General features: G+C 69.6%; 26 protein-coding genes and 1 tRNA gene. 26 read left to right on the top strand and 1 reads right to left on the bottom strand.

Annotation, left to right across the window (positions count from 1 at the left end):
• Positions 1–52: 52 nt before the first annotated feature.
• From ACFV9H_RS18550 to ACFV9H_RS18590, 9 genes are all read left to right on the top strand, one after another.
• Positions 53–700 carry a DUF2637 domain-containing protein gene (locus ACFV9H_RS18550; protein ID WP_385399181.1) on the top strand — a complete coding sequence of 216 codons (648 nt, stop codon included), beginning with the start codon at positions 53–55 and terminating at the stop codon, positions 698–700.
• 9 nt (positions 701–709) lie between these two features.
• Positions 710–901, top strand: coding sequence for a mobile element transfer protein (locus tag ACFV9H_RS18555; RefSeq protein WP_385399183.1), 192 nt, complete (start codon positions 710–712; stop codon positions 899–901).
• An 18-nt stretch (positions 902–919) separates the two neighbouring features.
• Positions 920–1,078: a hypothetical protein gene (locus ACFV9H_RS18560; RefSeq protein WP_107048169.1), complete on the top strand. Its 159-nt coding sequence runs from the start codon at positions 920–922 to the stop codon at positions 1,076–1,078.
• A 22-nt stretch (positions 1,079–1,100) separates the two neighbouring features.
• Complete coding sequence (locus ACFV9H_RS18565; RefSeq protein WP_385399186.1) at positions 1,101–1,436, top strand: SpdD-like protein; 336 nt, start codon at positions 1,101–1,103, stop codon at positions 1,434–1,436.
• Between the two features lie 90 nt (positions 1,437–1,526).
• Positions 1,527–1,712: a hypothetical protein gene (locus ACFV9H_RS18570; protein WP_385399188.1), complete on the top strand. Its 186-nt coding sequence runs from the start codon at positions 1,527–1,529 to the stop codon at positions 1,710–1,712.
• A complete protein-coding gene (gene repSA, locus ACFV9H_RS18575; protein WP_385399190.1) occupies positions 1,709–3,100 on the top strand; it encodes a replication initiator protein RepSA in 1,392 nt (463 codons plus the stop codon). Before ACFV9H_RS18570 ends, repSA begins: the two co-directional genes overlap by 4 nt.
• A gap of 11 nt (positions 3,101–3,111) precedes the next feature.
• Positions 3,112–3,285: a helix-turn-helix transcriptional regulator gene (locus ACFV9H_RS18580; protein WP_385399309.1), complete on the top strand. Its 174-nt coding sequence runs from the start codon at positions 3,112–3,114 to the stop codon at positions 3,283–3,285.
• Positions 3,282–4,655, top strand: a complete 1,374-nt coding sequence (locus ACFV9H_RS18585) for a tyrosine-type recombinase/integrase (RefSeq protein ID WP_385399193.1) — start codon at positions 3,282–3,284, stop codon at positions 4,653–4,655. The genes ACFV9H_RS18580 and ACFV9H_RS18585 overlap by 4 nt, the downstream gene beginning before the upstream one ends.
• 139 nt (positions 4,656–4,794) lie before the next feature.
• On the top strand, positions 4,795–5,475 hold the full coding sequence (locus tag ACFV9H_RS18590; protein ID WP_385399195.1) for a hypothetical protein: 681 nt from the start codon (positions 4,795–4,797) through the stop codon (positions 5,473–5,475).
• 148 nt (positions 5,476–5,623) lie between these two features.
• On the opposite strand, the gene ACFV9H_RS18595 is transcribed toward ACFV9H_RS18590, so the two are convergent.
• A tRNA-Arg gene (locus tag ACFV9H_RS18595) sits at positions 5,624–5,695 on the bottom strand.
• Between the two features lie 108 nt (positions 5,696–5,803).
• Here ACFV9H_RS18595 and ACFV9H_RS18600 point away from each other — a divergent pair.
• From ACFV9H_RS18600 to atpB, 17 genes are all read left to right on the top strand, one after another.
• Positions 5,804–6,277 (top strand): response regulator, encoded by a 474-nt coding sequence (locus tag ACFV9H_RS18600; protein ID WP_385399197.1) that lies wholly within the window; start codon positions 5,804–5,806, stop codon positions 6,275–6,277.
• A gap of 80 nt (positions 6,278–6,357) precedes the next feature.
• A complete protein-coding gene (gene nrtL / locus ACFV9H_RS18605; protein WP_385399199.1) occupies positions 6,358–7,311 on the top strand; it encodes an ArgS-related anticodon-binding protein NrtL in 954 nt (317 codons plus the stop codon).
• A gap of 19 nt (positions 7,312–7,330) precedes the next feature.
• Positions 7,331–8,722, top strand: coding sequence for a diaminopimelate decarboxylase (lysA, locus tag ACFV9H_RS18610; protein ID WP_385399201.1), 1,392 nt, complete (start codon positions 7,331–7,333; stop codon positions 8,720–8,722).
• Between the two features lie 182 nt (positions 8,723–8,904).
• Positions 8,905–10,194 (top strand): homoserine dehydrogenase, encoded by a 1,290-nt coding sequence (locus tag ACFV9H_RS18615; protein WP_385399312.1) that lies wholly within the window; start codon positions 8,905–8,907, stop codon positions 10,192–10,194.
• A gap of 6 nt (positions 10,195–10,200) precedes the next feature.
• Positions 10,201–11,271 carry a threonine synthase gene (gene thrC / locus ACFV9H_RS18620; RefSeq protein ID WP_385399204.1) on the top strand — a complete coding sequence of 357 codons (1,071 nt, stop codon included), beginning with the start codon at positions 10,201–10,203 and terminating at the stop codon, positions 11,269–11,271.
• A gap of 296 nt (positions 11,272–11,567) precedes the next feature.
• Entirely contained in the window at positions 11,568–12,494 is a 927-nt protein-coding gene (thrB, locus tag ACFV9H_RS18625; protein ID WP_385399207.1) for a homoserine kinase, read from the top strand.
• Between the two features lie 422 nt (positions 12,495–12,916).
• Complete coding sequence (gene rho, locus ACFV9H_RS18630; RefSeq protein WP_385399209.1) at positions 12,917–14,983, top strand: transcription termination factor Rho; 2,067 nt, start codon at positions 12,917–12,919, stop codon at positions 14,981–14,983.
• Between the two features lie 281 nt (positions 14,984–15,264).
• Positions 15,265–16,365 (top strand): LCP family protein, encoded by a 1,101-nt coding sequence (locus ACFV9H_RS18635; protein WP_385399212.1) that lies wholly within the window; start codon positions 15,265–15,267, stop codon positions 16,363–16,365.
• Positions 16,366–16,536: 171 nt separating this feature from the next.
• Positions 16,537–16,755: a 50S ribosomal protein L31 gene (gene rpmE, locus ACFV9H_RS18640; RefSeq protein ID WP_007266580.1), complete on the top strand. Its 219-nt coding sequence runs from the start codon at positions 16,537–16,539 to the stop codon at positions 16,753–16,755.
• Between the two features lie 127 nt (positions 16,756–16,882).
• Positions 16,883–17,962: a peptide chain release factor 1 gene (gene prfA / locus ACFV9H_RS18645; protein ID WP_385399214.1), complete on the top strand. Its 1,080-nt coding sequence runs from the start codon at positions 16,883–16,885 to the stop codon at positions 17,960–17,962.
• 69 nt (positions 17,963–18,031) lie between these two features.
• Entirely contained in the window at positions 18,032–18,877 is an 846-nt protein-coding gene (prmC, locus tag ACFV9H_RS18650) for a peptide chain release factor N(5)-glutamine methyltransferase (protein ID WP_385399217.1), read from the top strand.
• A 49-nt stretch (positions 18,878–18,926) separates the two neighbouring features.
• Entirely contained in the window at positions 18,927–19,574 is a 648-nt protein-coding gene (locus ACFV9H_RS18655; protein ID WP_385399219.1) for an L-threonylcarbamoyladenylate synthase, read from the top strand.
• Positions 19,571–20,200 carry a protein-tyrosine-phosphatase gene (locus ACFV9H_RS18660; protein ID WP_385399221.1) on the top strand — a complete coding sequence of 210 codons (630 nt, stop codon included), beginning with the start codon at positions 19,571–19,573 and terminating at the stop codon, positions 20,198–20,200. Before ACFV9H_RS18655 ends, ACFV9H_RS18660 begins: the two co-directional genes overlap by 4 nt.
• Positions 20,201–20,405: 205 nt before the next feature.
• The gene (gene glyA, locus ACFV9H_RS18665) at positions 20,406–21,635 is read left to right on the top strand and encodes a serine hydroxymethyltransferase (protein ID WP_385399223.1); all 1,230 of its coding nucleotides are present in this window, start codon (positions 20,406–20,408) and stop codon (positions 21,633–21,635) included.
• 116 nt (positions 21,636–21,751) lie between these two features.
• Positions 21,752–23,086 carry an MraY family glycosyltransferase gene (locus ACFV9H_RS18670; RefSeq protein WP_385399225.1) on the top strand — a complete coding sequence of 445 codons (1,335 nt, stop codon included), beginning with the start codon at positions 21,752–21,754 and terminating at the stop codon, positions 23,084–23,086.
• Between the two features lie 277 nt (positions 23,087–23,363).
• On the top strand, positions 23,364–23,801 hold the full coding sequence (locus ACFV9H_RS18675) for a hypothetical protein (protein WP_385399227.1): 438 nt from the start codon (positions 23,364–23,366) through the stop codon (positions 23,799–23,801).
• A 241-nt stretch (positions 23,802–24,042) separates the two neighbouring features.
• Positions 24,043–24,852 carry a F0F1 ATP synthase subunit A gene (gene atpB / locus ACFV9H_RS18680; RefSeq protein WP_385399314.1) on the top strand — a complete coding sequence of 270 codons (810 nt, stop codon included), beginning with the start codon at positions 24,043–24,045 and terminating at the stop codon, positions 24,850–24,852.
• Positions 24,853–24,916 lie beyond the last annotated feature (64 nt).

The raw sequence follows: 24,916 nt of genomic DNA on the forward strand, positions 1-24,916 counted from the left end.
GGCCTCTCGCGCCAAGTCCCTACCCCACCCATACCTGAAGGAGGTGAATCCCATGCCCCGCCTGGTCCGTCCGGACGCCGTCCTCGTTCAGGCCGTCATCGCCGGAGCTCTTTCTTTCGCCCACCTGCACGACCTTGCCGAAGCCGCCGGACAGCACGGCTGGAAGGCCTGGGCGTACCCGGTCAGCGTGGACCTGCTCCTCGTCGCCGCCTGGCATCGCCTACGCAGCTTGCGGGATGCGGGGGAGCCGGCGCGCTCGGCCTGGTCCTGGTTCGCCGTCGCACTCGCGGCCTCGCTCGGCGCGAACGTCGCCACCGCCGGCCTTCTCGACCTGCGCGACGTCCCGGACTGGCTACGGATCCTCGTGGCCGGATGGCCTGCGCTCGCCTTCCTCGGCGGGACGCTCCTGGTTCATCGGCCTACGCCGCCCAGTGAGCCGGAGCCGGAGCCTGACCCGGAACCCTCGCCTGTGGTCGAGCGGGAGACAGAACCCGGCGTACAGACCGCCTCGGTCCCCGCTCTGCCGGCCCCGGCGCCCGCAGCGGCGGTCACCGCTCCGCCCGCGCTCGTCGCGCACGCCCAGAAGATCGCTGCTGACCATCGCACCCGCACCGGCTCGGACATCGACACCGAGACCCTGCGCGCCCGGCTCGGCGTCCCGTCACCGATGGCCGAAGCCATCGCCTCCCAACTCGCCTGAGGAGCCCCGATGCCCGCACGGATCAACCTCCGCTCACTCATGAAGATCGGCCCCGTCCAGATCGGCACCTACCGCGACCGGCACGGACGCACGAAGGACGCCGCCGTCTGCGTCAACGACGGCTGCGGCTGGTCTTCCGACTACAGCTCCTCGACCGCCGCCCAGCTCGCCGCCCGCTCCCACCGCTGCCGCGTCAGCTGACCTGGAAGGAGCCTTCTCGTGGACGTCCCGCTCTGGCTCGCCCTCATCGTCGTCGGCGTTCTCGGATACAAGCTGATCCGCCCGCCGCTCTGGCTCGTCGCCGTGATCCTCCTCGGCGGCTTCCTCCTCGCGGACAGCTTCCTCGCCCCGGCCATCGACACCGCGATCAACAAGTAGCCCGCCCCGGAAGGAGAACCACATGATCCGGCCCAAGGTCCCGGTCAACCCGCTCCCGACTGGCCTCGTCACCCCGCTCGTCGAGCCGACCGCCACTGTCGAACCCCACGCTGGCCCGGCCCCGGTCTGCGGCTGCTCTCAGACTCCTGTGCCCGGCCAGCCGGCCTCCCGCGTGCTGCCTGCGGTCCGTCTCACCCCGGCCGGCCTCGTCGCCGCCGTCGCCGGTGGTGCGGGCCTGGTCCTCGTCGTCGGAGCGGTGCTCGTCTCGATGCTCCTGGCCGTCGCCATCACCGGCGCCTCGGTCGCCGTCTGCGCCGTCGTCCTGCGCTCGCTGATCAACGGCCAGCACCACCGCTGACCGGCCCCGGGACGGCCTCAACCGCCAAGTCTCCGCCGTCCCGGCGCCGTGCTCCTGCCCGAACCAGATGATCCGGAAGGAAGCACCATCATGTCCCAGCACCACCCCGCCCCGGCTCAGGTCTGCCCGAACTGTGACGGCTTCCCCGCCGTGAAGATCTCCCTCGGCGGCCGGGACCGCACGGGCGCCCTGCGCACCATCACCGCCCACTGCCCGGCCTGCCACGGCATCGGCCTGCGCCGCCCCGCCCTCGCTCACCAGCAGGTGACCGCGTGACCGACTCCGTGACCCTTGCGGACCTGGATCCCGGCCTCCTCGGCGACATGCTGAAAGTGGCCGGGGCTCCCGGTTACGCCCGCTGGGAGGACCAGATCCGCCGTACCGGCGGCTGCTCCGACCCGATCCACATCACTGGCTGGAGCGTCGCCAAAGACAAGACCTCGGGTGAGGTCCTGCACCGCTACTCCACCGAGAACGAGCCCGGGGCCCGACTCCGGATCGCCTGCGGCAACCGCCGGGCCTCCCGCTGCCCGGCCTGCGCCTGGACCTACTCCGGGGACACCTACCACCTGATCCGGGCCGGGCTCGCCGGAGACGACCGCCGCGACATCCCCGTCACGGTCCGCGAGCACCCCCGCGTCTTCGCCACCCTCACCGCCCCGTCCTTCGGCCCGGTCCACAACCGCCCCGCCGGCCGCGCGTGCCGCTGCGGCAAGCACCACCAGGAGGACGCGCCCGAACTCGGCACCGCCCTCGACCCCGCCACCTACGACTACGCCGCCGCCGTCCTCTTCAACAACCACGCTGGGCAGCTCTGGCAGCGCTTCGCCACTCGTCTGCGTCGTGAGATCGCCGCCTGTGCCGGGCTGACCCAACGCGAACTCAAGGAGCAGGCCCGGGTCTCCTACGGCAAGGTCGCCGAGTTCCAGAAGCGCGGCGCCGTCCACTTCCACGCTGTGATCCGCATTGACGGACCGAACGGCCCAGATACCCCACCGCCGGCCTGGGCCACGACCGGATTACTCGACCGCTCCGTCCGCGCCGCCGTCGCCCATGCGTACACGTCGGTCACGGTGCTGGCCGCCGCCGATCAGCCCGCCCGGACCTTCCGCTGGGGCACGCAGCTCGACGTACGGCCTATCAAGGCATTCGGGGACGGCTCCGACATCACCGAACAGGCCGTGGCCTCGTACGTGGCCAAGTACGCGACCAAGGCCGCGGAGAACACCGGCACCCTCGACCGCCGCATCGGCAACCGCGAAGCACTCGTGCTCCTGGACGTGCCCGACCACGCCGCCCGCCTCATCGCGGCCTGCCTCGACCTTGACCCGCTCTACCCGGACCGCCGCCTTGCCGCTTGGTCCCACATGCTCGGCTTCCGCGGGCACTTCTCGACCAAATCCCGCCAGTACTCGACCACCCTCGGCGCGCTTCGCCGGACCCGCGCCGACTACCGCGCCGCCCAGGAGCGCGAGGCGCGTGGGCTCGCCGACGTCGAGCCGGACACCGTGCTCGTCCTCGCCTCCTGGCAGTACGCCGGCCACGGTCACAGCCCGGGGGAGTCCGTCCTCGCCGCCACCATCGCCCGCTGCATCCAGCTCAACCGCCAGACCGCCCGCGAAGCCCTGCAAGATCTGCGCGCCCAGGAAGGAGACGCGACGTGAAGGACGAGCTGATGACCAGTGCGGAGATTCTTGCCGAGCTGAAGGGGATCTCGCGGCGGACCTTCTACCGGTGGCGCGAGCTCGGCAAGGCACCCAAGGCCTTCACGCTGCCGAACGGTGAGCTGAGGGTCTGGCGCTCCGACTTCCACGCCTGGCTTCGGTCGCAGGAAGGGGCCGCCGCGTGAAGTCGCTGGACGTCAAGATCTGGAGTGTCCGGAAGCGGGACACCAAGCGTCCGTCCTACGACGTTCGCTGGTCCGTGGCCGGGCAGGTCTTCTCCGAGTCCTTCCGGACGAAAGGGCTCGCGGACAACTACCGGTCCAAGCTCATGCGGGCTGCCCGTGATGGGGAGGAGTTCGACACGGCGTCCGGGCTTCCCGGCTCGATGGCCGAGCCGAAGACGACGCTGACTTGGTACGCCTTCGCGCTGAAGTACCTCGCGATGAAGTGGCCGCACGCGGCGCCGAACACCCGGGACGGGATCAATGAGTCCCTGGCCTCGGTGACGATGGCGCTCTTGCACGAGCGCCCTGGCCGCCCTGCGGACACCGAGCTGCGGAAGGCCCTGAGGAACTGGGCGTTCGTCCTGCCCGGCCCCGATGACCGGGACCTGCCGGCGGACGTCGGCAACGTCCTGCACTGGGTCGCCAAGGCCTCCCGGCCGCTGTCCGACCTCTCCGACCCGGCCTTGGGGCGGGCGGTCCTCGACTCGCTGAAGATCAAGCTGGACGGGACTGCGGCGGCTGCCGAGACCGTACGGCGGAAGCGGCGCACGCTGGTGAACGCCCTGCTCTACGCCGTGGACCTCGGAGAGTTCCGGGAAAGCCCGCTGGTGGCCGTCCGCTGGCAGAAGCCCAAGGTCTCCAACGAGGTGGACCCCCGAGTCGTGGCCAACCCGGAGCAGGCCCGCTCGCTGCTTCACGCGGTCTCGTACGTCGGTGGCTACCGCCGGGCGCGCGGCCGGCGTCTGGTGGGCCTCTTCGCCGGAATGTACTTCGGGGGCTTTCGGCCGGCCGAAGCCGTGGGGCTGGCCGAGCCGGACCTGACGCTTCCGGACTCCGGCTGGGGCACCGCGTTGCTGCACCGGACCAGGCCGAGCGTCGGGAAGCAGTGGACCGACTCCGGGCAGAGTCACGACGATCGCGGCTTGAAGAACCGGCCCACGGAAGACGTCCGCCGGGTGCCGATCCCGCCCCAGTTCGTGTCCATCCTCCGTGAGCACCTGGACACCTTCGGCACAGCTGCGGACGGCAGGCTGTTCGCCAGTGAGGGCGGGGGAGTGGTGTCCTCCTCCACGTACTACCGGGTGTGGCAGGAAGCTCGGATCCTGGCCCTGCCGCCGGCCGTCGCGGCCACACCGCTCGCCCACCGGCCGTACGATCTCCGCCACTCGGCGCTCTCCACATGGCTCAACGCGGGCGTGGACCCGACCGAGGTGGCAGAGCGGGCTGGCAACAGTGTGGAGGTCTTGCTCAGCCGGTACGCGAAGTGCCTGGACGGCCGGCAGGAGGTGGCGAACCGGCGGATCGAGGATCTGCTTCGCGAGTACGAGTAGATAGCACCGCACGGATTCCGCGGGCTGCCCAGGTCGCCAACAGGACCTGGGCCCGCGTCGTTCCACGGGCCTTCTTGTCGATCCCTGGGCATCCCGACAGCATGGCGTGTGAGTCTCGGCACCGACCTCACGGAGGATCATGATTCCGCGCACGGAGTACCCGGTATCCGCTCAGATCCCCGAAGACGCTGAATTCTGGATGCCCACGGAGGAAGACATCCCGGACGATGAAGGCATCGGGTACTTCCGCGATGTCTGGATGATCTTGGGTGTTACTGCAGAAGAAGCCCAAACCGTGGTCTCGGTCGAATCCGCACAGGTCACTGCAATCGACGAGCTGGCGCGCTCCGCATCCGAGTTTGAGGAGATTGCGCGGGCCTGCGACAAAGGATGGGTGGCTGGCGTCCAGGATCCTTCAGTCCGCAAGGAGCTGCTCAAGATGCTCCCCAGCCTCTCCGAGGAGGAGCCGGACGACTTCTACGCCGACTTGGGAGACCTGGAGGTGGGCGTCGCTGCCTTGTCGCACGCGCTCGCGTACATCGGCGGTGTTCCTGTCGCCAGCTGCCGAGGCCATATCGCAGAGCATCGATGGTCGGACAACCCCACCGTGTACGCCGCACTCGACCAGCAGCGCGCCGAGTGGTTGGCGCCCTTGGTTCACGAAGCGGGCTGCGGATTCCACATCGGCCTCAACCGCTCGGAGTTCCTTGCCATCGACGCTCCGTCGATCATCGAGTCGAATGCCTTGGCCAGGCTGATCGTCGACCGGTTTGACGGCGTGGACCGCTTCGATAGGTGGCTCGACCTGTCTGTGCTCTGACCTGGGCCGATGGGCCAAGATCCTGTCCACGAATAGTCCACAGGCCCTGACATAGGGCTGCGTACGGCGGCAGTTGGCTGCACATACGCGAAGACCCCGTCCTCAGCATCACTGCTGGTGGCGGGGTCTCTGGGCACTTCATCAGAAGTGCCCCCGGCAGGATTCGAACCTGCGCACACGGCTCCGGAGGCCGTTGCTCTATCCCCTGAGCTACGGGGGCGCTGTCGCTGGTGTTGCTGCGACGGGTTGAACACTACCAGCTTCCGTGGGGTGATCAGGAACCGGTTTACGGGGGGAGAGGGGGGTGCGTCGCCCGGAGGAGGGGGAAGTGGCGAAAAGCCGGACGCGGGGGGTTGGGTCGACCTACTCTCGAGTTGTGCCAGGCGTCTCAGGCCGGGTGCTTGTTGTCGACGACAACAAGGTCATCCGGCAGCTGATCAAGGTCAATCTCGAGCTGGAGGGCTTCGAGGTCGTGACCGCGAACGATGGTGCCGAGTGTCTGGACGTCGTGCATAGCGTGTGTCCGGATGTGATCACCCTTGATGTGGTCATGCCCCGGCTGGACGGGTTCGGGGCCGCCGCGCAGTTGCGGGCCGATCCGCGGACCAGGGATGTGCCCGTCGCGATCGTCAGTGCCTGTACGCAGCAGGAGGTCGAGGCCGGGATCGCGGCGGGCGTGGACGCGTTTCTTGCCAAGCCCTTCGAGCCCACCGAGCTGGTGCGGGTCGTGCGGCGGCTGATCGAGCGCAAGGACCGGCGTGACGGGAGGAAAGGGGCTCCCGCCGGGAGGGGGAGGGGATGAGGCCCCATCGCCTCCGCCTCCCTGTTCACATGGCGAAACCCTTCGCGGGATGAGAGGGCGTCTCGCCTAGGCTGGGACCCGTGAACCCCGCTGACCTCCCCCGTACCGTCGTGCGAGCCGTACGCCGCGCCGTCGAGGACGGGGAGCTGCCCGCCGGGGTGAGCCTGCCCGAGCGGGTCGTCGTCGAGCGGACCCGGCCCGGGGGAGTAGGGGAGTACGCCACCGCCGTCGCGTTCCAGGTGGCCAAGGGTGCCGGACACCGGCCCGGTGACGTCGCCCGTGTGCTCGCCCGCCGGCTGGGTGAGGTGCGGGGGATCGAGCGCGTCGAGATCACCGGCGCGGGATTTCTGAATTTCGTGCTGGCCCCGCTGTCCGCCGGTGAGCTCGTACGTGAGGTGCAGGCGCGCGGCGCTCAATACGGGTATGACGTCGACCCACGGCGTGCGGTCGGCCTGCGCGAACGTGCCGTCTACGAGACCGTTCACCGCATCGAGCTCAGCCAGGGCCTGTCCCACATCCCACCCGTCAACATCGCCCCCGTCGCCCACCGCGACGGCGAGGTCCTGGCCGGTTACGGAGCGGACGCCGCCCGCTGGGCCATGCTCGCCGTCCCATACCGCGAGACCCCGGTCTTCGGCCCGCGGCTGCTCGTCCAGGACGAGTCCAGCGAGTTCTTCCGGGTGCGGTACGCCTGCGTACGGAGTCGCGCGCTTCGGCGGAATGCCACCCAGCTGGGGTTCACCAGCGCGCCGGGAGAGCCGGGAGACGTCGACGCGACCCCGCTGCTCCGCGCCCTTGCCGACTATCCCCTTGTCCTCGAAGCCGCCGCGCACCACCGTGCGCCCGAGCGGCTCGCCAGGTACCTCGTCGAGCTCGCCGACGCGCTGCTCGACTTCCAGCACCGCGTACTGCCCAAGGGGGACGAGAAACCCTCGGCCGCCCACCGTGCCCGGCTGGCTCTTGCCGAAGCCGCCGGGACGGTGCTGGCCGGTGGCCTGGCCCTGCTCGGCATCGACGCACCCGAACGCCTGTGATCCGTGAAATGAGAGACCGATGAGCCGTTCCGCGCACCCCGCCGGGCCCCGCCACGCCGATGTCCTGCCCGAGGGGCACTACTCCCCGCCTGCTGAAGACCTCAATGTGCTGGACGAGAAGGTCTGGGCTCGGACCGTCACGCGTAACAGTGACGGGGTGGTGAGTGTGGGGGGGATCGAAGTCACCAAGTTGGCGGAGGAGTTCGGGACCCCTGCCTACTTCCTCGACGAGGACGACTTCCGGGCGCGGTGTCGTGCCTGGGCGAATGCCTTCGGCAAGGACGCCGACGTGTTCTATGCGGGGAAGGCGTTCCTCTCCAAGGCCGTCGTGAAGTGGTTGCGGGAGGAAGGGCTGAACGTGGACGTGTGTTCCGGCGGGGAGCTGGCCACCGCGCTGGCCGCCGGGATGCCGGGCGCGCAGATCGCCTTTCACGGGAACAACAAGTCGGAGGGCGAGATTCGCCGGGCCATCGAGGCAGGGGTCGGGCGCATCGTGCTCGATTCCTTCCAGGAGATCGCCCGCGTCGCGCACATCGCCCGGGAGATGGGCGTACGGCAGCCCGTGCAGATCCGCGTGACGGTGGGTGTGGAGGCGCATACCCATGAGTTCATCGCTACTGCTCATGAGGATCAGAAGTTCGGTATTGCCGTTGCTGATGGGAGTGCTGCCGAGGCCGTGCGGCGGGCGCTCGGGCACGACTCGCTGGAGTTGCTCGGCGTCCACTCCCACATCGGCTCGCAGATCTTCGACATGGCCGGCTTCGAGGTGTCCGCGAAGCGGGTCGTGCAGCTGCTGGCCGCCGTGCGGGACGAGCATGGAGTGGAGCTGCCCGAGATCGACCTCGGGGGTGGCTTGGGGATCGCGTACACGTCGAGCGACGACCCCCGTGAGCCCCACGAGATCGCCAAGGCGCTGACCGAGATCGTCGCCCGGGAGTGCGAGAGCGCAGGCCTGAAGGCGCCGAGGATCTCCGTCGAGCCGGGGCGGGCCATCGTCGGGCCGACTGCCTTCACTCTCTACGAGGTCGGGACGATCAAGCCGCTCGAAGGGCTCCGGACGTATGTAAGTGTTGATGGAGGGATGTCCGACAACATTCGGACCGCTCTCTACGACGCCGAGTACTCCATCGCACTCGTGTCCCGCACCTCGGACGCCGAGCCCATGCTCGTCCGCGTCGTAGGCAAGCACTGCGAGAGCGGCGACATCGTCGTGAAGGACGCCTTCCTGCCCGCCGACCTGGCGCCCGGAGACCTCCTCGCCGTGCCCGCCACCGGCGCTTACTGCAGGTCGATGGCCAGCAATTACAACCACGCGCTCCGGCCGCCCGTCGTCGCCGTGCGCGACGGTCAGGCCCGGGTGATCGTCCGGCGCGAGACGGAGGAAGATCTCCTGCGACTCGACCTCGGCTGATTCCGTTATTTCTGGGAGAGGCCCTCGGAACCCAGAAATAATGGCCCCCGGGTGTCTCATGGGGCGTCTCACTCATTGGACCGAGGGTGGAAACTGCTGTCCATTGCGTGAGACTTGTTGTCACCCCGCGCGCAAGCCGCGCGCGGGGTACTGATGGAAGATCGAAAGGCGTAGGTCGAATGATGCGTACGCGTCCGCTGAAGGTGGCGCTGCTGGGCTGTGGAGTGGTCGGCTCGGAAGTTGCCCGCATCATGACGACGCACGCCGAAGACCTGACGGCCAGGATCGGCGCGCCCGTCGAACTCGCCGGCGTCGCGGTGCGTCGGCCGTCCAAGGTGCGCGAGGGCATCGACCCGGCGCTGATCACCACCGATGCGACCGCCCTGCTCAAACGCGGGGACATCGACGTGGCGATCGAGGTCATCGGTGGGATCGAGCCCGCCCGGACGCTGATCACCACCGCGTTCGAGAACGGCATCTCCGTCGTCTCCGCCAACAAGGCGCTGCTGGCCCAGGACGGCGCCGCGCTGCACGCCGCGGCCGAGACCCACGGGCTGGACCTGTACTACGAGGCCGCCGTCGCCGGCGCGATCCCGCTGGTCCGTCCCATGCGCGAGTCCCTCGCGGGCGACAAGATCAACCGCGTCATGGGCATCGTCAACGGAACGACGAACTTCATCCTCGACAAGATGGACTCCACCGGCGCCGGCTACCAGGAGGCGCTCGACGAGGCCACGGCCCTCGGGTACGCCGAGGCCGACCCCACCGCCGACGTCGAGGGCTACGACGCCGCCGCCAAGGCCGCGATCCTGGCCGGCATCGCCTTCCACACCCGCGTCCGCCTCGACGACGTCTACCGTGAGGGCATGACCGAGGTCAGCGCCGCCGACTTCGCCTCCGCGAAGCGGATGGGCTGCACCATCAAGCTCCTCGCGATCCTCGAGCGGGCCGCGGACGGCGAGTCGGTCACCGCGCGCGTCCACCCCGCGATGATCCCGCTCACCCACCCGCTCGCCTCCGTCCGCGAGGCGTACAACGCGGTCTTCGTCGAGGCGGAGGCCGCCGGGCGACTCATGTTCTACGGGCCCGGCGCGGGCGGTTCGCCGACCGCGTCCGCGGTCCTCGGCGACCTGGTCGCCGTCTGCCGCAACAAGCTCGCCGAGGCAACGGGGCCCGGCGAGTCGGCGTACACCCAGCTGCCGGTCAGCCCCATGGGCGATGTCGTGACGCGGTACCACATCAGCCTCGATGTGGCCGACAAGCCGGGCGTTCTCGCCCAGGTCGCGACCACCTTCGCCGAGCACGGTGTCTCCATCGACACCGTGCGGCAGCAGGGCAAGGACGGCGAGGCCTCCCTCGTCGTCGTCACTCACCGCGCGCCCGACGCCGCCCTGTCGGGGACCGTCGAGGCGCTGCGGAAGCTGGACACCGTCCGCGGTGTCGCCAGCATCATGCGTGTTGAAGGGGAGTAAGGACCCATGAGCAGCAATCGCACCCACCAGTGGCGCGGCATCATCGAGGAGTACCGGGACCGCCTGCCGGTGACGGACGCCACTCCCGTGGTCACGCTCCGCGAGGGTGGCACTCCTCTCGTTCCCGCGCAGGTGCTCTCCGAGCGCACCGGCTGCGAGGTGCACCTCAAGGTCGAAGGCGCGAACCCCACCGGGTCCTTCAAGGACCGCGGCATGACCATGGCCATCAGCAAGGCCAAGGAGGACGGCGCCAAGGCCGTCATCTGCGCCTCCACCGGCAATACGTCGGCCTCCGCCGCCGCGTACGCGGTGCGCGCCGGGATGGTCTCCGCGGTGCTCGTGCCCCGCGGCAAGATCGCGCTCGGCAAGATGGGCCAGGCCCTCGTGCACGGCGCCAAGATCCTGCAGGTGGACGGCAACTTCGACGACTGCCTCGACCTGGCCCGCTCGCTGTCCGACAACTACCCGGTGGCGCTGGTCAATTCGGTCAACCCGGTGCGCATCGAGGGTCAGAAGACGGCCGCGTTCGAGATCGTCGACGCCCTCGGTGACGCGCCCGACATCCACGTGCTGCCCGTCGGCAACGCCGGCAACATCACCGCGTACTGGAAGGGCTTCAAGGAGTACAAGGCCGATGGCCTGGCCTCCCGTACGCCCCGTGTGTGGGGTTTCCAGGCCTCCGGCTCCGCGCCCATCGTGCGCGGCGAGATCGTCAAGGAGCCGCACACCATCGCCACCGCGATCCGCATCGGCAACCCGGCCTCGTGGGACTACGCGCTCGCCGCGCGCGAAGAGTCGGGCGGCTTCATCGACGAGGTGACGGACCGCCAGATCCTGGCCGCCTACCGGCTGTTGGCCGCCCAGGAGGGCGTCTTCGTCGAGCCCGCCTCGGCCGCCTCGGTGGCCGGTCTGCTGAAGGCCGCCGAGCTGGGCCTGGTCGACCCCGGCCAGAAGATCGTGTGCACCGTCACCGGCAACGGTCTGAAGGACCCCGACTGGGCGGTCGCCGGCGCTCCGCAGCCGGTCACCGTTCCGGTGGACGCCGAAGCCGCGGCCATCCGTCTCGGCCTGGTCTGACGTTCAAGTCGGTTCCGGAGGGCCTCCGAGGCCCTCCGGAACCGGGCAACTCACCCCGTACGGCAATAAAAGTGCGGCCGGAGGCCGCGGCCCCCGCGACACGCATCGTGCGCCTCCTGTGCGCCCTATGTCGCGAGAGAACCTTCCTTCGATAGGCTGTACTTACATCCGCCACCGCGCATATGACCGTGGTGCTGCCCCGAGGGCCTTCGGGTGTCGTACGTTCTCAAGTACATTTCGCAGCGAGCCAGCGAAGAGCGAAGTTCTCGCACAGTCACAAGGAGTGTCATCGGACGATGGCCGGTCCAGCGTTCCGCGCCGCCGCCGTACGGGTGCGCGTCCCCGCCAGCAGTGCCAATCTCGGCCCGGGCTTCGATGCCCTCGGCCTGGCCCTGGGGCTCTACGACGACGTAGTCGTCCGGGTGGCCGACTCCGGCCTGAACATCGACATCGCGGGTGAGGGCGCCGACACCCTCCCGCGGGACGAGAGCCACCTGCTCGTACGCTCCATGCGCACCGCCTTCGACCTGCTGGGCGGACAGCCGCGCGGCCTCGAGGTCGTCTGCGCCAACCGCATCCCGCACGGCCGCGGCCTCGGCTCCTCCTCCGCCGCCATCTGCGCCGGCATCGTCGCCGCCCGAGCCGTGACCATAGGCGGCGAGACCAAGCTCGACGACGCGGCGCTGCTGGAGCTGGCCACCGAGATCGAGGGCCACCCCGACAACGTCGCCGCCTGCCTGCTCGGCGGCTTCACCCTTGCGTGGATGGACGGGGGCAGTGCCAAGGCGATCCGGATGGAGCCCGCCGATTCCATCGTTCCGGTGGTCTTCGTACCTTCCAAGCCGGTCCTCACGGAGACCGCGCGCGGCCTGCTGCCGCGCACCGTCCCGCACGTGGACGCGGCCGTCAACGCAGGTCGCGCGGGTCTGCTCGTGGAGGCCCTGACCAGGCGTCCCGAGTTCCTGCTGCCGGCCACCGAAGACCGGCTCCACCAGGAGTACCGGTCCCCGGCGATGCCCGAGAGCGTGGCACTCGTCAACCGACTGCGGGCGGACGGCATCCCCGCGGTCATCTCCGGCGCGGGCCCCACGGTCCTCGCGCTGGTCGACAACGACGCGGCCGACAAGGTCGCGCAGCTCGCGGGCGAGGGGTGGGCCGCGAACCGGCTCGCACTCGACACCGCGGGTGCGAGCGTGCTTCCGCTGGGTACCCAGGGCGGCTAGGGCAGAGCAGAGCCGGCCAGGGGCGGGCGGCCAGGGCAGGCCGCCCGCGCGGAAGAGCGCGATTGCCGGTGATCGAGAGGGGGAATATCTGTTGGATCCGGTAGTGTTAGTCTCAAGTGCGCATCGGAAGCCGCCATGGCTCGGTGCTCAGTGTCCCCATCCGGGACCACCTTTCTTCCGGGAGCCTCCCCGACTGCTTTGATCACTTCCAGCAGTTTCGAGCACGCTCCGGAATCGGCGTGACATTCCCACGCTTCCAGCTCGGGGGCTTCTCGCCGGACCCACGCACGCACGTTTCTCTCCGCCGTATCTCTATCGGCGGACCACCGCCCCGGCACGGTCCACACCTAGGACCGTTGTCGGACAGCACAACCGGTCGCCGAGCCAGACAGGCCGACGTCCGCTCCAGGGAAGGACCCTTCGTGAGCGACACCACCGATCTGATGGGCGCTGCCGACACCTCTGTCGACACCAGTGCCCCCGCCGCGGGCGCCGCACCCAAGCGTCGCCGCACCGGCACCGGCCTTGACGGCATGGTCCTCGCCGAGCTCCAGCAGGTCGCGTCCGGCCTCGGTATCAGGGGAACCGCGCGGATGCGCAAGAGCCAGCTGATCGAGGTCATCAAGGAGACGCAGGCGGGTGGCGGCGCCCCCAAGGCCGCGGCCTCCGCCGCCGGCGAGACCGCCGAGGCCAAGCCGAAGCGCCGCGCCACCAGCAAGGCCCGCACGGGCGAGGCCGCCGCCGAGGCGCCCGCCGAGAAGCCCGCCGCCGCTCCGGCGCAGATCGAGATCCCGGGTCAGCCGGCCAGCGAGGACGCGCCGGTCGGCGAGCGCCGCCGCCGTCGGGCCACCGCCCCGTCCGGCAGCCCCGAGGGCTCGGCTCCCGCCGCCGTGCAGGTCGAGGCGAAGACCGAGACCGTCACCGCCGCCGCGCCGGCGGAGGTCAAGGCCGAGGCCGCGACCGCCGTCTCCGCACCCGCCCAGGAGGGCGAGGGTCGCGGCCGCCGCGACCGTCGTGACCGCGGGGACCGCGCCGAGCGCGGGGAGCGTCAGCAGGGCCGCCGCGACCGCGGTGCCAAGGCCGACGACCAGGGCCAGGGCGGCCAGGGTCAGGGCCAGGGCGCGCAGGGCGGTCAGGGCGCCGGTCGTCAGGACCGCCAGCAGCAGGGCGGCCGTCAGGACCGTCAGCAGCAGGGCCGTCAGGACCGCCAGGGTCCCCAGGACAACGGTCCGCAGGACGACTTCGACGACGAGGGCGGCCGCCGTGGCCGTCGCGGCCGCTACCGCGACCGTCGTGGCCGTCGTGGCCGCGACGAGTTCGCTCCGAACGAGCCGCAGGTCGCCGACGACGACGTGCTGATCCCCGTCGCGGGCATCCTCGACATCCTCGACAACTACGCGTTCATCCGGACCTCGGGCTACCTGCCCGGCCCCAACGACGTGTACGTCTCCCTCGCCCAGGTCCGCAAGGCCGGTCTGCGCAAGGGTGACCACACCACGGGTGCCGTGCGCCAGCCCAAGGACGGCGAGCGCCGCGAGAAGTTCAACGCCCTCGTGCGACTGGACTCGGTGAACGGCATGGCTCCCGAATCCGGGCGCGGCCGACCGGAGTTCCAGAAGCTGACCCCGCTCTACCCGCAGGACCGGCTCCGCCTGGAGACCGACCCGGGCGTGCTGACGACCCGCATCATCGACCTCGTGTCGCCGATCGGCAAGGGCCAGCGAGGCCTGATCGTGGCCCCGCCGAAGACCGGCAAGACCATGATCATGCAGGCGATCGCCAACGCGATCACCACCAACAACCCCGAGTGCCACCTGATGGTCGTCCTGGTCGACGAGCGTCCGGAAGAGGTCACCGACATGCAGCGGTCGGTCAAGGGCGAGGTCATCTCCTCGACCTTCGACCGCCCGGCCGAGGACCACACCACCGTCGCCGAGCTGGCCATCGAGCGCGCGAAGCGCCTCGTCGAGCTGGGTCACGACGTGGTCGTCCTGCTGGACTCCATCACCCGTCTGGGCCGCGCGTACAACCTCGCGGCGCCCGCCTCCGGCCGCATCCTGTCCGGTGGTGTCGACTCGACCGCGCTGTACCCGCCGAAGCGCTTCTTCGGTGCCGCGCGCAACATCGAGGACGGCGGCTCGCTGACCATCCTGGCCACCGCGCTGGTCGACACCGGCTCGCGCATGGACGAGGTGATCTTCGAGGAGTTCAAGGGCACCGGCAACATGGAGCTCAAGCTCGACCGGAAGCTCGCCGACAAGCGCATCTTCCCGGCTGTCGACGTCGACCCGTCGGGCACCCGCAAGGAGGAGATCCTCCTCAACGCGGAGGAGCTCGCCATCGTCTGGAAGCTGCGCCGGGTGCTGCACGCGCTCGACTCGCAGCAGGCGATCGAGCTCCTGCTCGACAAGATGAAGCAGACGAAGTCGAACGCCGAGTTCCTGATGCAGATCGCGAAGACGACCCCGTCGGGCAAGAACGACGACTGAGTCCTCGCCACGCGGTAACGGCCGCCCCCGTCGACACGAGCGACGGGGGCGGCCGTGTTCGTACGGTGCGACCTTCGCCACACGGCGGCCCCGGCTGAACCCGGGGCCGCCGGGCTGCGTCCTGGCGGGAAACCGCAGGTGAAAGTGGGGTTACAGAGCGTTCGTCGTGGAACGTGCCCTTCGCCGCCTCGGCCCGGGGGCCCCGGCGGGCCGTGGAACCCTGGAGGACGTTCGGCCGTCTGTGTCAAGGACAGGGGACCGCATCCAGGACTGAGGAGAGCATGAGCCAGGACAGCAACGGCGGCGGCCACCGCGCCACGGGCGGGCGACGACGCAAACCCGCGAAGCGCCGCAGTGCCCTCGTCATCGCCGCCTGGAGCGCCGCGGGCGTGGTCCTGCTGGGCGGGGCGGGTCTCGGCTGGTTCTACTTCAAGCTGAACGGCAACCTGAAGACCGTCGACATCGACCAGGCGCTCGGCACCGACCGCCCGCAGAACGTCGACAACGGCTCGATGGACATCCTCGTCCTCGGCTCCGACTCCCGCGGCGGCGCGAACTCCGAGTACGGCCAGGACGACGGCGGCTCCGCACGCTCCGACACCGCGATGATCGTCCACCTGTACGAGGGTCACAAGAAGGCGAGCATCGTCTCCATACCCCGTGACACGATGACCGCCCGCCCCTCGTGCCCCACGGGCAACGGCAAGACCGACCCCGGCGGCCAGCGCCGGCAGTTCAACGAGGCCTACACGGTCGGCGGGGCCGCCTGCGCGGTCAAGACCGTCGAGAAGATGTCGGGGATCCGCATGGACCACTACATCGAGGTCGACTTCACGGGCTTCAAGAAGATCATCGACACCCTCGGCGGGGTCGAGGTGACCACCACCAAGCCCATCAAGGACTCCTACAGCCACCTGGACCTCCCGGCCGGTCCCAACCGGCTGAACGGCGAGCAGGCGCTCGGCCTGGTGCGCACCCGCCACGGTGTCGGGGACGGCGGTGACCTCGGCCGAATACAGCTCCAGCAGGCCTTCATCAAGGCGCTGATCAAGCAGGTCAAGACCGTCGGGCTGTTCGACAACCCGAAGAAGCTGCTCGACCTCGCCGACACCGGCACCAAGGCGCTCACCACCGACAAGGCGCTCGGCGACGTGAAGTCCCTCATGGGCTTCGCCCAGAGCCTCCAGGACATCGACGCCCAGAACATGCACATGATCACGCTGCCGGTCACCACGGACGCGAGCGACCCCAACCGCGTGGCCCCCCTGAAGAAGGAGTCCCAGCTGGTCTGGGACGCCCTCCTGGCCGACCAGCCGATCCCCGCCGAGGCCACCGCGAACTCCACCGGAGACAAGGGCACGGCCGGTTCCGTCGTCCAGTGAGGACGTCTGCGGGGCCTGCCGGAATAGATGCCGGCCCCGCTCCGTTGAGGGAGGCGTCCTCAGAATTTTGACAGGCAGCCCGGTCCTGGCAGACTGGTCTGTCGGCCCCGGTTCACGCAGCGCGCAATTCGGCACCTGCGACCCGGCGCCCTCCCGAATCTAGGAGACACCTTGAAGCGCGATGTTCACCCCGAGTACGTCGAGACCCAGGTCAGCTGCACCTGTGGCGCGTCGTTCACCACTCGTAGCACCCTGACCGAGGGCACCATCCGTGCCGAGGTCTGCTCCGAGTGCCACCCGTTCTACACGGGCAAGCAGAAGATCCTCGACACCGGTGGCCGCGTGGCCCGCTTCGAGGCTCGCTTCGGCAAGGGTGCGGCCAAGAAGTAGCGCGACCCAGGCGCCGGTATCCGGTCGCTCCCTGTCCATGCGGGGGCGGCTGGACCGGCGCCTTTGTCGTCGTCCCGGTCCGTAACACCTGCCAGCCCTTTCATACTTTTACCCCAGGAGTCCCCCGATGTTCGAGGCGGTCGAGGAACTGGTCGGCGAGCACGCCGATCTTGAGAAGAAGCTCGCCGACCCTTCGGTCCACTCCGATCAGGCCAACGCGCGCAAGCTGAACAAGCGCTACGCGGAGCTGACGCCGATCGTGGCGACGTTCCGCGCCTGGAAGCAGTCGGCCGAGGACATCGAGACGGCCAAGGAGTTCGCGGCCGACGACCCCGATTTCGCCGCCGAGGTCAAGGAACTGAGCGCCCAGCGCGAAGAGCTCACCGAGAAGCTCCGCCTGCTGCTCGTCCCGCGCGACCCCAGCGACGACAAGGACGTGCTCCTGGAGGTCAAGGCTGGCGCGGGCGGCGACGAGTCCGCCCTCTTCGCTGGCGACCTGCTGCGCATGTACCTGCGCTACGCCGAGCGCGTGGGCTGGAAGACCGAGATCATCGACGCCACCGAGTCCGAGCTCGGCGGCTACAAGGACGTCCAGGTCTCCGTCCGCACCAAGGGCGGCAACGGCGCCACCGAGCCCGGCCAGGGCGTGTGGGCCCGCCTGAAGTACGAGGGCGGCGTGCACCGCGTCCAGCGCGTTCCGGCCACCGAGTCCCAGGGCCGCATCCACACCTCCGCCGCCGGCGTGCTCGTCACCCCGGAGGCCGAGGAGGTCGAGGTCGAGATCAACATGAACGACCTCCGCATCGACGTGTACCGCTCGTCGGGCCCCGGCGGCCAGTCCGTCAACACCACCGACTCGGCGGTGCGCATCACGCACCTGCCGACCGGTGTGGTCGCCTCCTGCCAGAACGAGAAGAGCCAGCTCCAGAACAAGGAGCAGGCCATGCGCATCCTGCGCTCGCGCCTGCTGGCCGCCGCCCAGGAAGCCGCCGAGCAGGAGGCCTCCGACGTGCGCCGCAGCCAGGTGCGCTCCGTGGACCGTTCCGAGAAGATCCGTACGTACAACTTCCCGGAAAACCGGATCTCGGACCACCGCACCGGATTCAAGGCGTACAACTTGGACCAGGTGCTCGACGGCGACCTCGACTCGGTCATCCAGGCCTGCGTCGACGCCGACTCCGCCGCCAAGCTCGCAGCCGCGCAGTAAGGCAGTCCCGCAGCACAGCGGTACCCACCCGTACCACCCCCCCGTACGACAGCAGCCCGGAGGACCAGCGTGAACTTGCTGCTTGCCGAGGTGGCCCAGGCCACCCAGCGGCTGGCCGCCGCCGGCGTGCCCTCACCGCGTTTCGACGCGGAGGAGCTCGCGGCCTTCGTGCACGGCGTCAAGCGGGGGGAACTGCACCTGGTCAAGGACGCGGACTTCGACGCCCGCTACTGGGAGGCCGTCGCCCGCCGCGAGGCGCGCGAGCCGCTCCAGCACATCACCGGCCGTGCCTTCTTCCGCTACCTGGAGCTCCAGGTCGGGCCCGGGGTCTTCGTGCCCCGCCCCGAGACCGAATCGGTCGTGGACTGGGCCATACACGCCGTACGGGCGATGGACGTCGTCGAGCCGCTGATCGTCGACCTGTGCACCGGATCCGGCGCGATCGCGCTGGCCATGGCGCAGGAGGTGCCCCGCTCGCGGGTGCACGCGGTCGAGCTGTCCGAGGACGCGCTGCGGTGGACCCGCAAGAACGCCGAGGGCTCCAGGGTGACCGTCCACCAGGGCGACGCGCTCAGCGCGCTGCCCGAGCTGGACGGGCAGGTGGACCTCGTCATCTCCAACCCGCCGTACATCCCGCTGACCGAGTGGGAGTACGTCGCCCCCGAGGCCCGCGACCACGACCCGGAAATGGCGCTCTTCTCCGGCGAGGACGGCCTCGACACCATCCGCGGCCTCGAGCGCACCGCCCACCGGCTGCTGCGGCCCGGCGGCATCGTCGTCGTCGAGCACGCCGACACCCAGGGCGGCCAGGTCCCGTGGATCTTCGCCGAGGAGCGGGGCTGGGCCGACGCTGCCGACCACCCCGACCTGAACAACCGCCCGCGCTTCGCGACCGCCCGCAAGGCCCTGCCGTGACGCTTGCGACCCATCCCGCCACCCCCCTGCTGCACGAGGAGTCCCGCTGATGGCCCGGCGATACGACTGCAACGACGCGACGGACCGCAAGACGGGTCTGCGCGAAGCCGCATCCGCAGTGCGCCGCGGCGAGCTCGTCGTGCTGCCCACCGACACCCTGTACGGGATCGGCGCGGACGCCTTCAGCCCGGAGGCCGTGCACGACCTCCTCGCCGCCAAGGGCCGCGGCCGCGGCATGCCCACCCCGGTGCTCATCGGCTCCCCGAACACCCTGCACGGTCTGGTCACGGACTTCTCCGAGCAGGCGTGGGAGCTCGTCGACGCCTTCTGGCCCGGCGCGCTGACGATCGTCGCCAAACACCAGCCCTCGCTCGCGTGGGACCTGGGGGACACCCACGGCACCGTCGCCGTGCGCATGCCCCTGCACCCCGTCGCGATCGAGCTGCTGACCGAGGTCGGCCCGATGGCCGTCTCCTCGGCGAACATCTCCGGGCAGCCGGCGCCCGAGGACTGCGACGCGGCGCGCGAGATGCTCGGGGACTCCGTCTCCGTGTACCTGGACGGCGGGCCGACGCCCGGCATCCAGCCGTCGTCGATCGTCGACGTCACCGGGAAGGTTCCGGTCCTGCTGCGCGAAGGCGCGCTCACGGCGGAGCAGCTGCGGGAGGTCGTACCCGACCTCGAGGTCGCCCCGTGAGCCCTGAGGGGCGTGGCATAGCAAGGGACTCGTTCCGCATACTCCACGTCAGCACCGGCAACGTGTGCCGCTCTCCTATCACCGAGCGGCTGACGCGGCACGCCCTGTCGCACCGGTTGGGCGGGCTCGTCAGCGGGGACCTCATCGTGGAGAGCGCCGGCACCTGGGGCCACGAGGGCGCCCCGATGGAGGCCAACGCGGCCGCCGTCCTGGCGGACTTCGGGGCCGACGCGTCCGGTTTCACCGGGCGGGAACTGCTGGACGAGCACGTCATCCGGGCGGACCTGGTGCTGACCGCCACGCGCGACCACCGGGCGCAGGTCATCTCGATGGGACACTCGGCCGGGCTGCGGACCTTCACGCTGAAGGAGTTCACCCGGCTGGTGCGGGCCATAGATCCGGCCACGCTGCCGCCGCTGGACGACGGCATGGCGGAGCGGGCCCGTGCCCTGGTGCGGGCCGCGGCCGCGCTGCGGGGCTGGCTGCTGGCGCCTTCGCCGGACGCGGACGAGGTGTACGACCCGTACGGTGCGCCGATCACCTTCTTCCGTTCGATCGGCGACGAGATCAGCCAGGCGCTGGACCCGGTCGTCACCGCCCTGACGGGTGTCGCCGCACCGCGCTGACCTTGCGGGTGGGCGGGTGCCGCTGCGCGGAGCCTCTCCCCGCCCCGCCCTTCCTCCGTTCCCCGGGCTCTGCCCGGACCCGGTCCTCAAGCGCCGGACGGGCTGAGAGACCTGGGGCGGAGGCCGGCGGACGGCCTGCCGCAAGGCGTATCGAGCGGCCTCGGCCTACAGTGGCTGGTACCCGGTACCACCCTGGAGTCGCGCCATGAGCGTCATCACCCAGCCCACTGACGTCCTGCGTCAGCAGGATCCGCAGATGGCAGACGTGCTCGCGGGGGAGCAGCAGCGGCAGGCTGCCGGCCTGCAGCTGATCGCCGCCGAGAACTTCACCTCGAAGGCGGTGCTCGCCGCGCTCGGGTCGACGCTGTCCAACAAGTACGCCGAGGGCTACCCCGGCTCCCGCTATCACGGCGGCTGCGAGTACGTGGACGTGGCCGAGCAGATCGCCGTCGAGCGGGCCAAGGCGCTGTTCGGGGCCGAACACGCCAACGTGCAGCCGCATTCGGGATCCTCCGCCGTGCTGGCCGCCTACGCCGCGCTGCTGCGCCCCGGGGACACCGTGCTGGCGATGGGGCTTCCGTACGGGGGCCACCTCACGCACGGCTCGCCCGCCAACTTCTCCGGGCGCTGGTTCGACTTCGTCGGGTACGGGGTCGATGCCGAGACGGGGCTCATCGACTACCGGCAGGTGCAGGAGCTGGCCCACGCGCGCCGGCCCAAGGCGATCGTCTGCGGGTCGATCTCCTATCCCCGGCACCCCGAGTACTCCGCCTTCCGGGAGATCGCCGACGAGGTCGGGGCCTACCTGATCGCCGACGCGGCCCATCCGATCGGACTGGTGGCCGGCGGGGCCGCGCCCAGCCCCGTCCCGTACGCCGACATCGTCTGCGCGACCACGCACAAGGTGCTGCGCGGCCCGCGCGGCGGGATGATCCTGTGCGGCTCCGAGTTCGCCGAGCGCGTCGACCGGGCGGTGTTCCCCTTCACGCAGGGCGGCGCCCAGATGCACACCATCGCCGCGAAGGCCGTCGCGTTCGGGGAGGCGGCGACCCCCGCCTTCGCCACCTACGCCCACCGGGTCGTCGCGAACGCACGGACGCTCGCGGACGCGCTGGAGGCGCGCGGGTTCGCCATCACCACCGGCGGCACCGACACGCACCTGATCACCGCCGATCCGGCGCCGCTGGGCCTGGACGGCCCGACGGCCCGGGGCCGGCTGGCCGCGGCCGGGATCGTGCTCGACACCTGCGCCCTCCCGTACGGGGACCAGCGGGGCATCCGGCTGGGGACGGCGGCCGTCACCACCCAGGGGATGGGGGAGCCGCAGATGGTCGAGATCGCCGCGCTGTTCGCCCGCGCACTGCGCGGGGACGGCGCGAAGACCCGTACGGAGGTCACCGATCTCACGCGGGAATTTCCCCCTTACGGGGAGTAATGGGCACAAGCGGGTCGTACCGCAACCGGGATACCGTCCCCTCGCGTCCTCGGTGGAGGGGACATCGCAGCTAATGTGTGGGGCTGAGATGGCCGGCGATACATCTGGGGCAGCCCGTGCGTGAATATCTGCTGACGCTTTGCGTCACGGTCGCGGTGACCTACCTGCTGACCGGGCCCGTGCGGAAGTTCGCGATCGCGGCCGGGGCCATGCCGGAGATCCGTGCCCGCGACGTGCACCGCGAGCCGACGCCGCGGCTCGGCGGCATCGCGATGTTCGGCGGACTGTGCGCGGGGCTGCTGGTCGCCGACCACCTGCGGAACCTCAACGGCGTCTTCGAGCTGTCGAACGAACCGCGCGCGCTGCTCTCCGGAGCCGCCCTGATCTGGCTGATCGGCGTACTCGACGACAAGTTCGAGATCGACGCCCTGATCAAGCTCGGCGCGCAGATGATCGCCGCCGGTGTGATGGTCATGCAGGGCCTGACGATGCTGTGGATCCCGGTGCCCTTCATCGGGACGGTCGCGCTCACCCAGTGGCAGGGCAACCTGCTCACCGTGGCCCTCGTCGTGATCACCATCAACGCGGTGAACTTCGTGGACGGCCTCGACGGCCTGGCCGCCGGCATGGTCTGCATCGCCGCGTGCGCGTTCTTCCTCTACGGGTACCGCATCTGGTTCGGCTACGGGATCGAGGCGGCCGCCCCCGCGACCCTCTTCGCCGCGATCCTGATGGGCATGTGCCTCGGCTTCCTGCCGCACAACATGCACCCCGCGCGCATCTTCATGGGCGACTCGGGCTCGATGCTCATCGGCCTGGTCCTCGCGGCCGCCGCCATCTCCATGACCGGCCAGGTGGACCCGGACGCGATGGCCCTCTTCGCCGGCGGTGAGCGCAACGCGACGCACGCGATGCTCCCGGTCTTCATGCCGCTGGTGCTGCCGCTGACGATCATCGCGATCCCGGTGGCGGACCTGGTCCTGGCCATCGTCCGGCGTACGTGGAAGGGCCAGTCGCCCTTCGCGGCCGACCGCGGGCACCTGCACCACCGGCTGCTGGAACTCGGCCATTCGCACAGTCGCGCGGTGCTGATCATGTACTTCTGGTCAGGACTGATCGCCTTCGGCGCGGTGGCCTATTCGGTGCATTCCACCTCGATGTGGATCGTGCTCGCCATTTCCGCCCTCAGCGCCGTCGGCCTGATCCTGCTGCTGCTGCCGCGCTTCACCCCGCGCGCCCCGCGCTGGGCCGAGGGCCTCGTTCCGCCGCGCTACCGGCACGCGGCGCGGGCCGCCGCGGCCGCGGCGGAGGCGGCCGCGCAAGATGCCTCGGGCGCCGAGCCGGAGCCCGTCAGGCCGATCGTGGCGGGTGTCTCCGGCGTCAACGGGGCGACCGCCGTGGGCCCCCGTTCGCGCTTCCCCGACCGGCGTAAGGCTGAATCGACCCGCTGACGATCCGGGGCGCATGTCCGACATGGAAGCCCTTTAGCAGACAAGCCGCATGCCTATCGCGCACACACGCGCAGGGTCCCTCTCATGTGTGACAGTCAGCACACCCAGCAGGTAAAGCTCTCATCAAATAGTTTGTGATACCGTTCACTAAACCCGGCGACAGAGCCGAAGGACCGTAGTGCGACGGTCCATTGGCCCGAGGACCTTACTCGGACCGGGCTTACGCTCGTCCCGTACGAGTCCCGTGCCCCCACCACCACAAGCGGAGCAAACCGCCATGCGGTCAGATGACGTCCGACTCCTCCTGCAAGCTGCCGTACCCACCGCTGTCGCCGGCGCTCTCGCCGCGCTGATCAGTGGTCTCGTGGTCGGCGGCACGGGTGCGGTCGGCGCGCTTGTCGCGACGGTGGTCGTGATTCTGTTCATGGGCATCGGATTCATCGTTCTGCAGCGCACCGCGAGGTCGCTTCCGCACTTGTTCCAGGCCATGGGGCTCATGCTCTACGCGGCCCAGATCCTGCTGCTCTTCGTCTTCCTCGCGGCGTTCAAGAACACCACCCTGTTCCACCCCAAGGCCTTCGCCATCACGCTCGTCGCCACCACCCTGGTGTGGATCGGCGCACAGACGCGTGCTCACATGAAGGCCAAGATCCTTTACGTCGAACCGGACTCGATGAAGGGCGACAAGCCCGAAAATCAGGGGCCGAAGTCGTGAGGGGTAGGGCCGGGATAAGTGGGCGTTCGAGATCCTGCTATCGTCCGGTGCCATATGCGGCACTGCGGGCACGGGCATCTGAGCTGACGCCTGTTCCATCGCGAGGCTCGATGCCTGATTGCCGCCCCACCATCCGTAACACCAGTCCAGTGCCGAACCGCGGCTGCTCGCCGCGCCGACACAACGAGGTTGCCGTACCTATGCGCCACGCTGAAGGAGCCCTGCGGTGAGTGCTGCTGACATGACGCTCGCCTTCGATATCAACTGTCATTTCGAAGACACTCCTAGCTGCGGCTTCCCGGGCCCGACCCTCTACTCGTTCCTGTTCGAGCCGATCTTCGGTGACGCGGACACGAACCTGTACTTCAACAAGACGATGCTGCTCGCCCTGCTGGGCTCGATCATCATCGTCGGCTTCTTCTGGGCAGCGTTCCGGAAGCCGAAGGTCGTCCCGGGCAAGCTTCAGATGGTCGCCGAGGCCGGCTACGACTTCGTACGCCGCGGCATCGTCTACGAGACGCTCGGTAAGAAGGAAGGCGAGAAGTACGTCCCCTTCATGGTCGCGACGTTCTTCTTCGTCTGGATCATGAACCTGTGGTCGATCGTGCCGCTCGCCCAGTTCCCGGTGACCGCGGTCATCGCGTACCCGGCCGGCCTCGCCGCGATCATCTACATCATGTGGATGTCGGTGACCTTCAAGCGCCACGGCTTCGTCGGCGGCTTCAAGAACCTCACGGGTTACGACAAGTCCCTCGGCCCGATCCTGCCGATGGTCATGGTGATCGAGTTCTTCTCGAACGTCATCGTCCGCCCGTTCACCCACGCGGTCCGACTGTTCGCGAACATGTTCGCCGGTCACACCCTGCTGCTGCTGTTCACCATCGCCAGCTGGTACCTGCTGAACGGGATCGGCATCGCCTACGCCGGTGTCTCGTTCGTCATGGTCATCGTGATGACCGCGTTCGAGCTCTTCATCCAGGCTGTTCAGGCGTACGTCTTCGTGCTCCTGGCCTGCAGCTTCCTGCAGGGCGCGCTCGCCGAGCACCACTGAGCGAGTTCGCTCCGCAAACCCCCGAATCGTCCGGTGGCCAACCCCCACCGGTCCATGAAAGAGA

Source organism: Streptomyces sp. NPDC059874, assembly GCF_042731135.1.
Classification (GTDB): domain Bacteria; phylum Actinomycetota; class Actinomycetes; order Streptomycetales; family Streptomycetaceae; genus Streptomyces.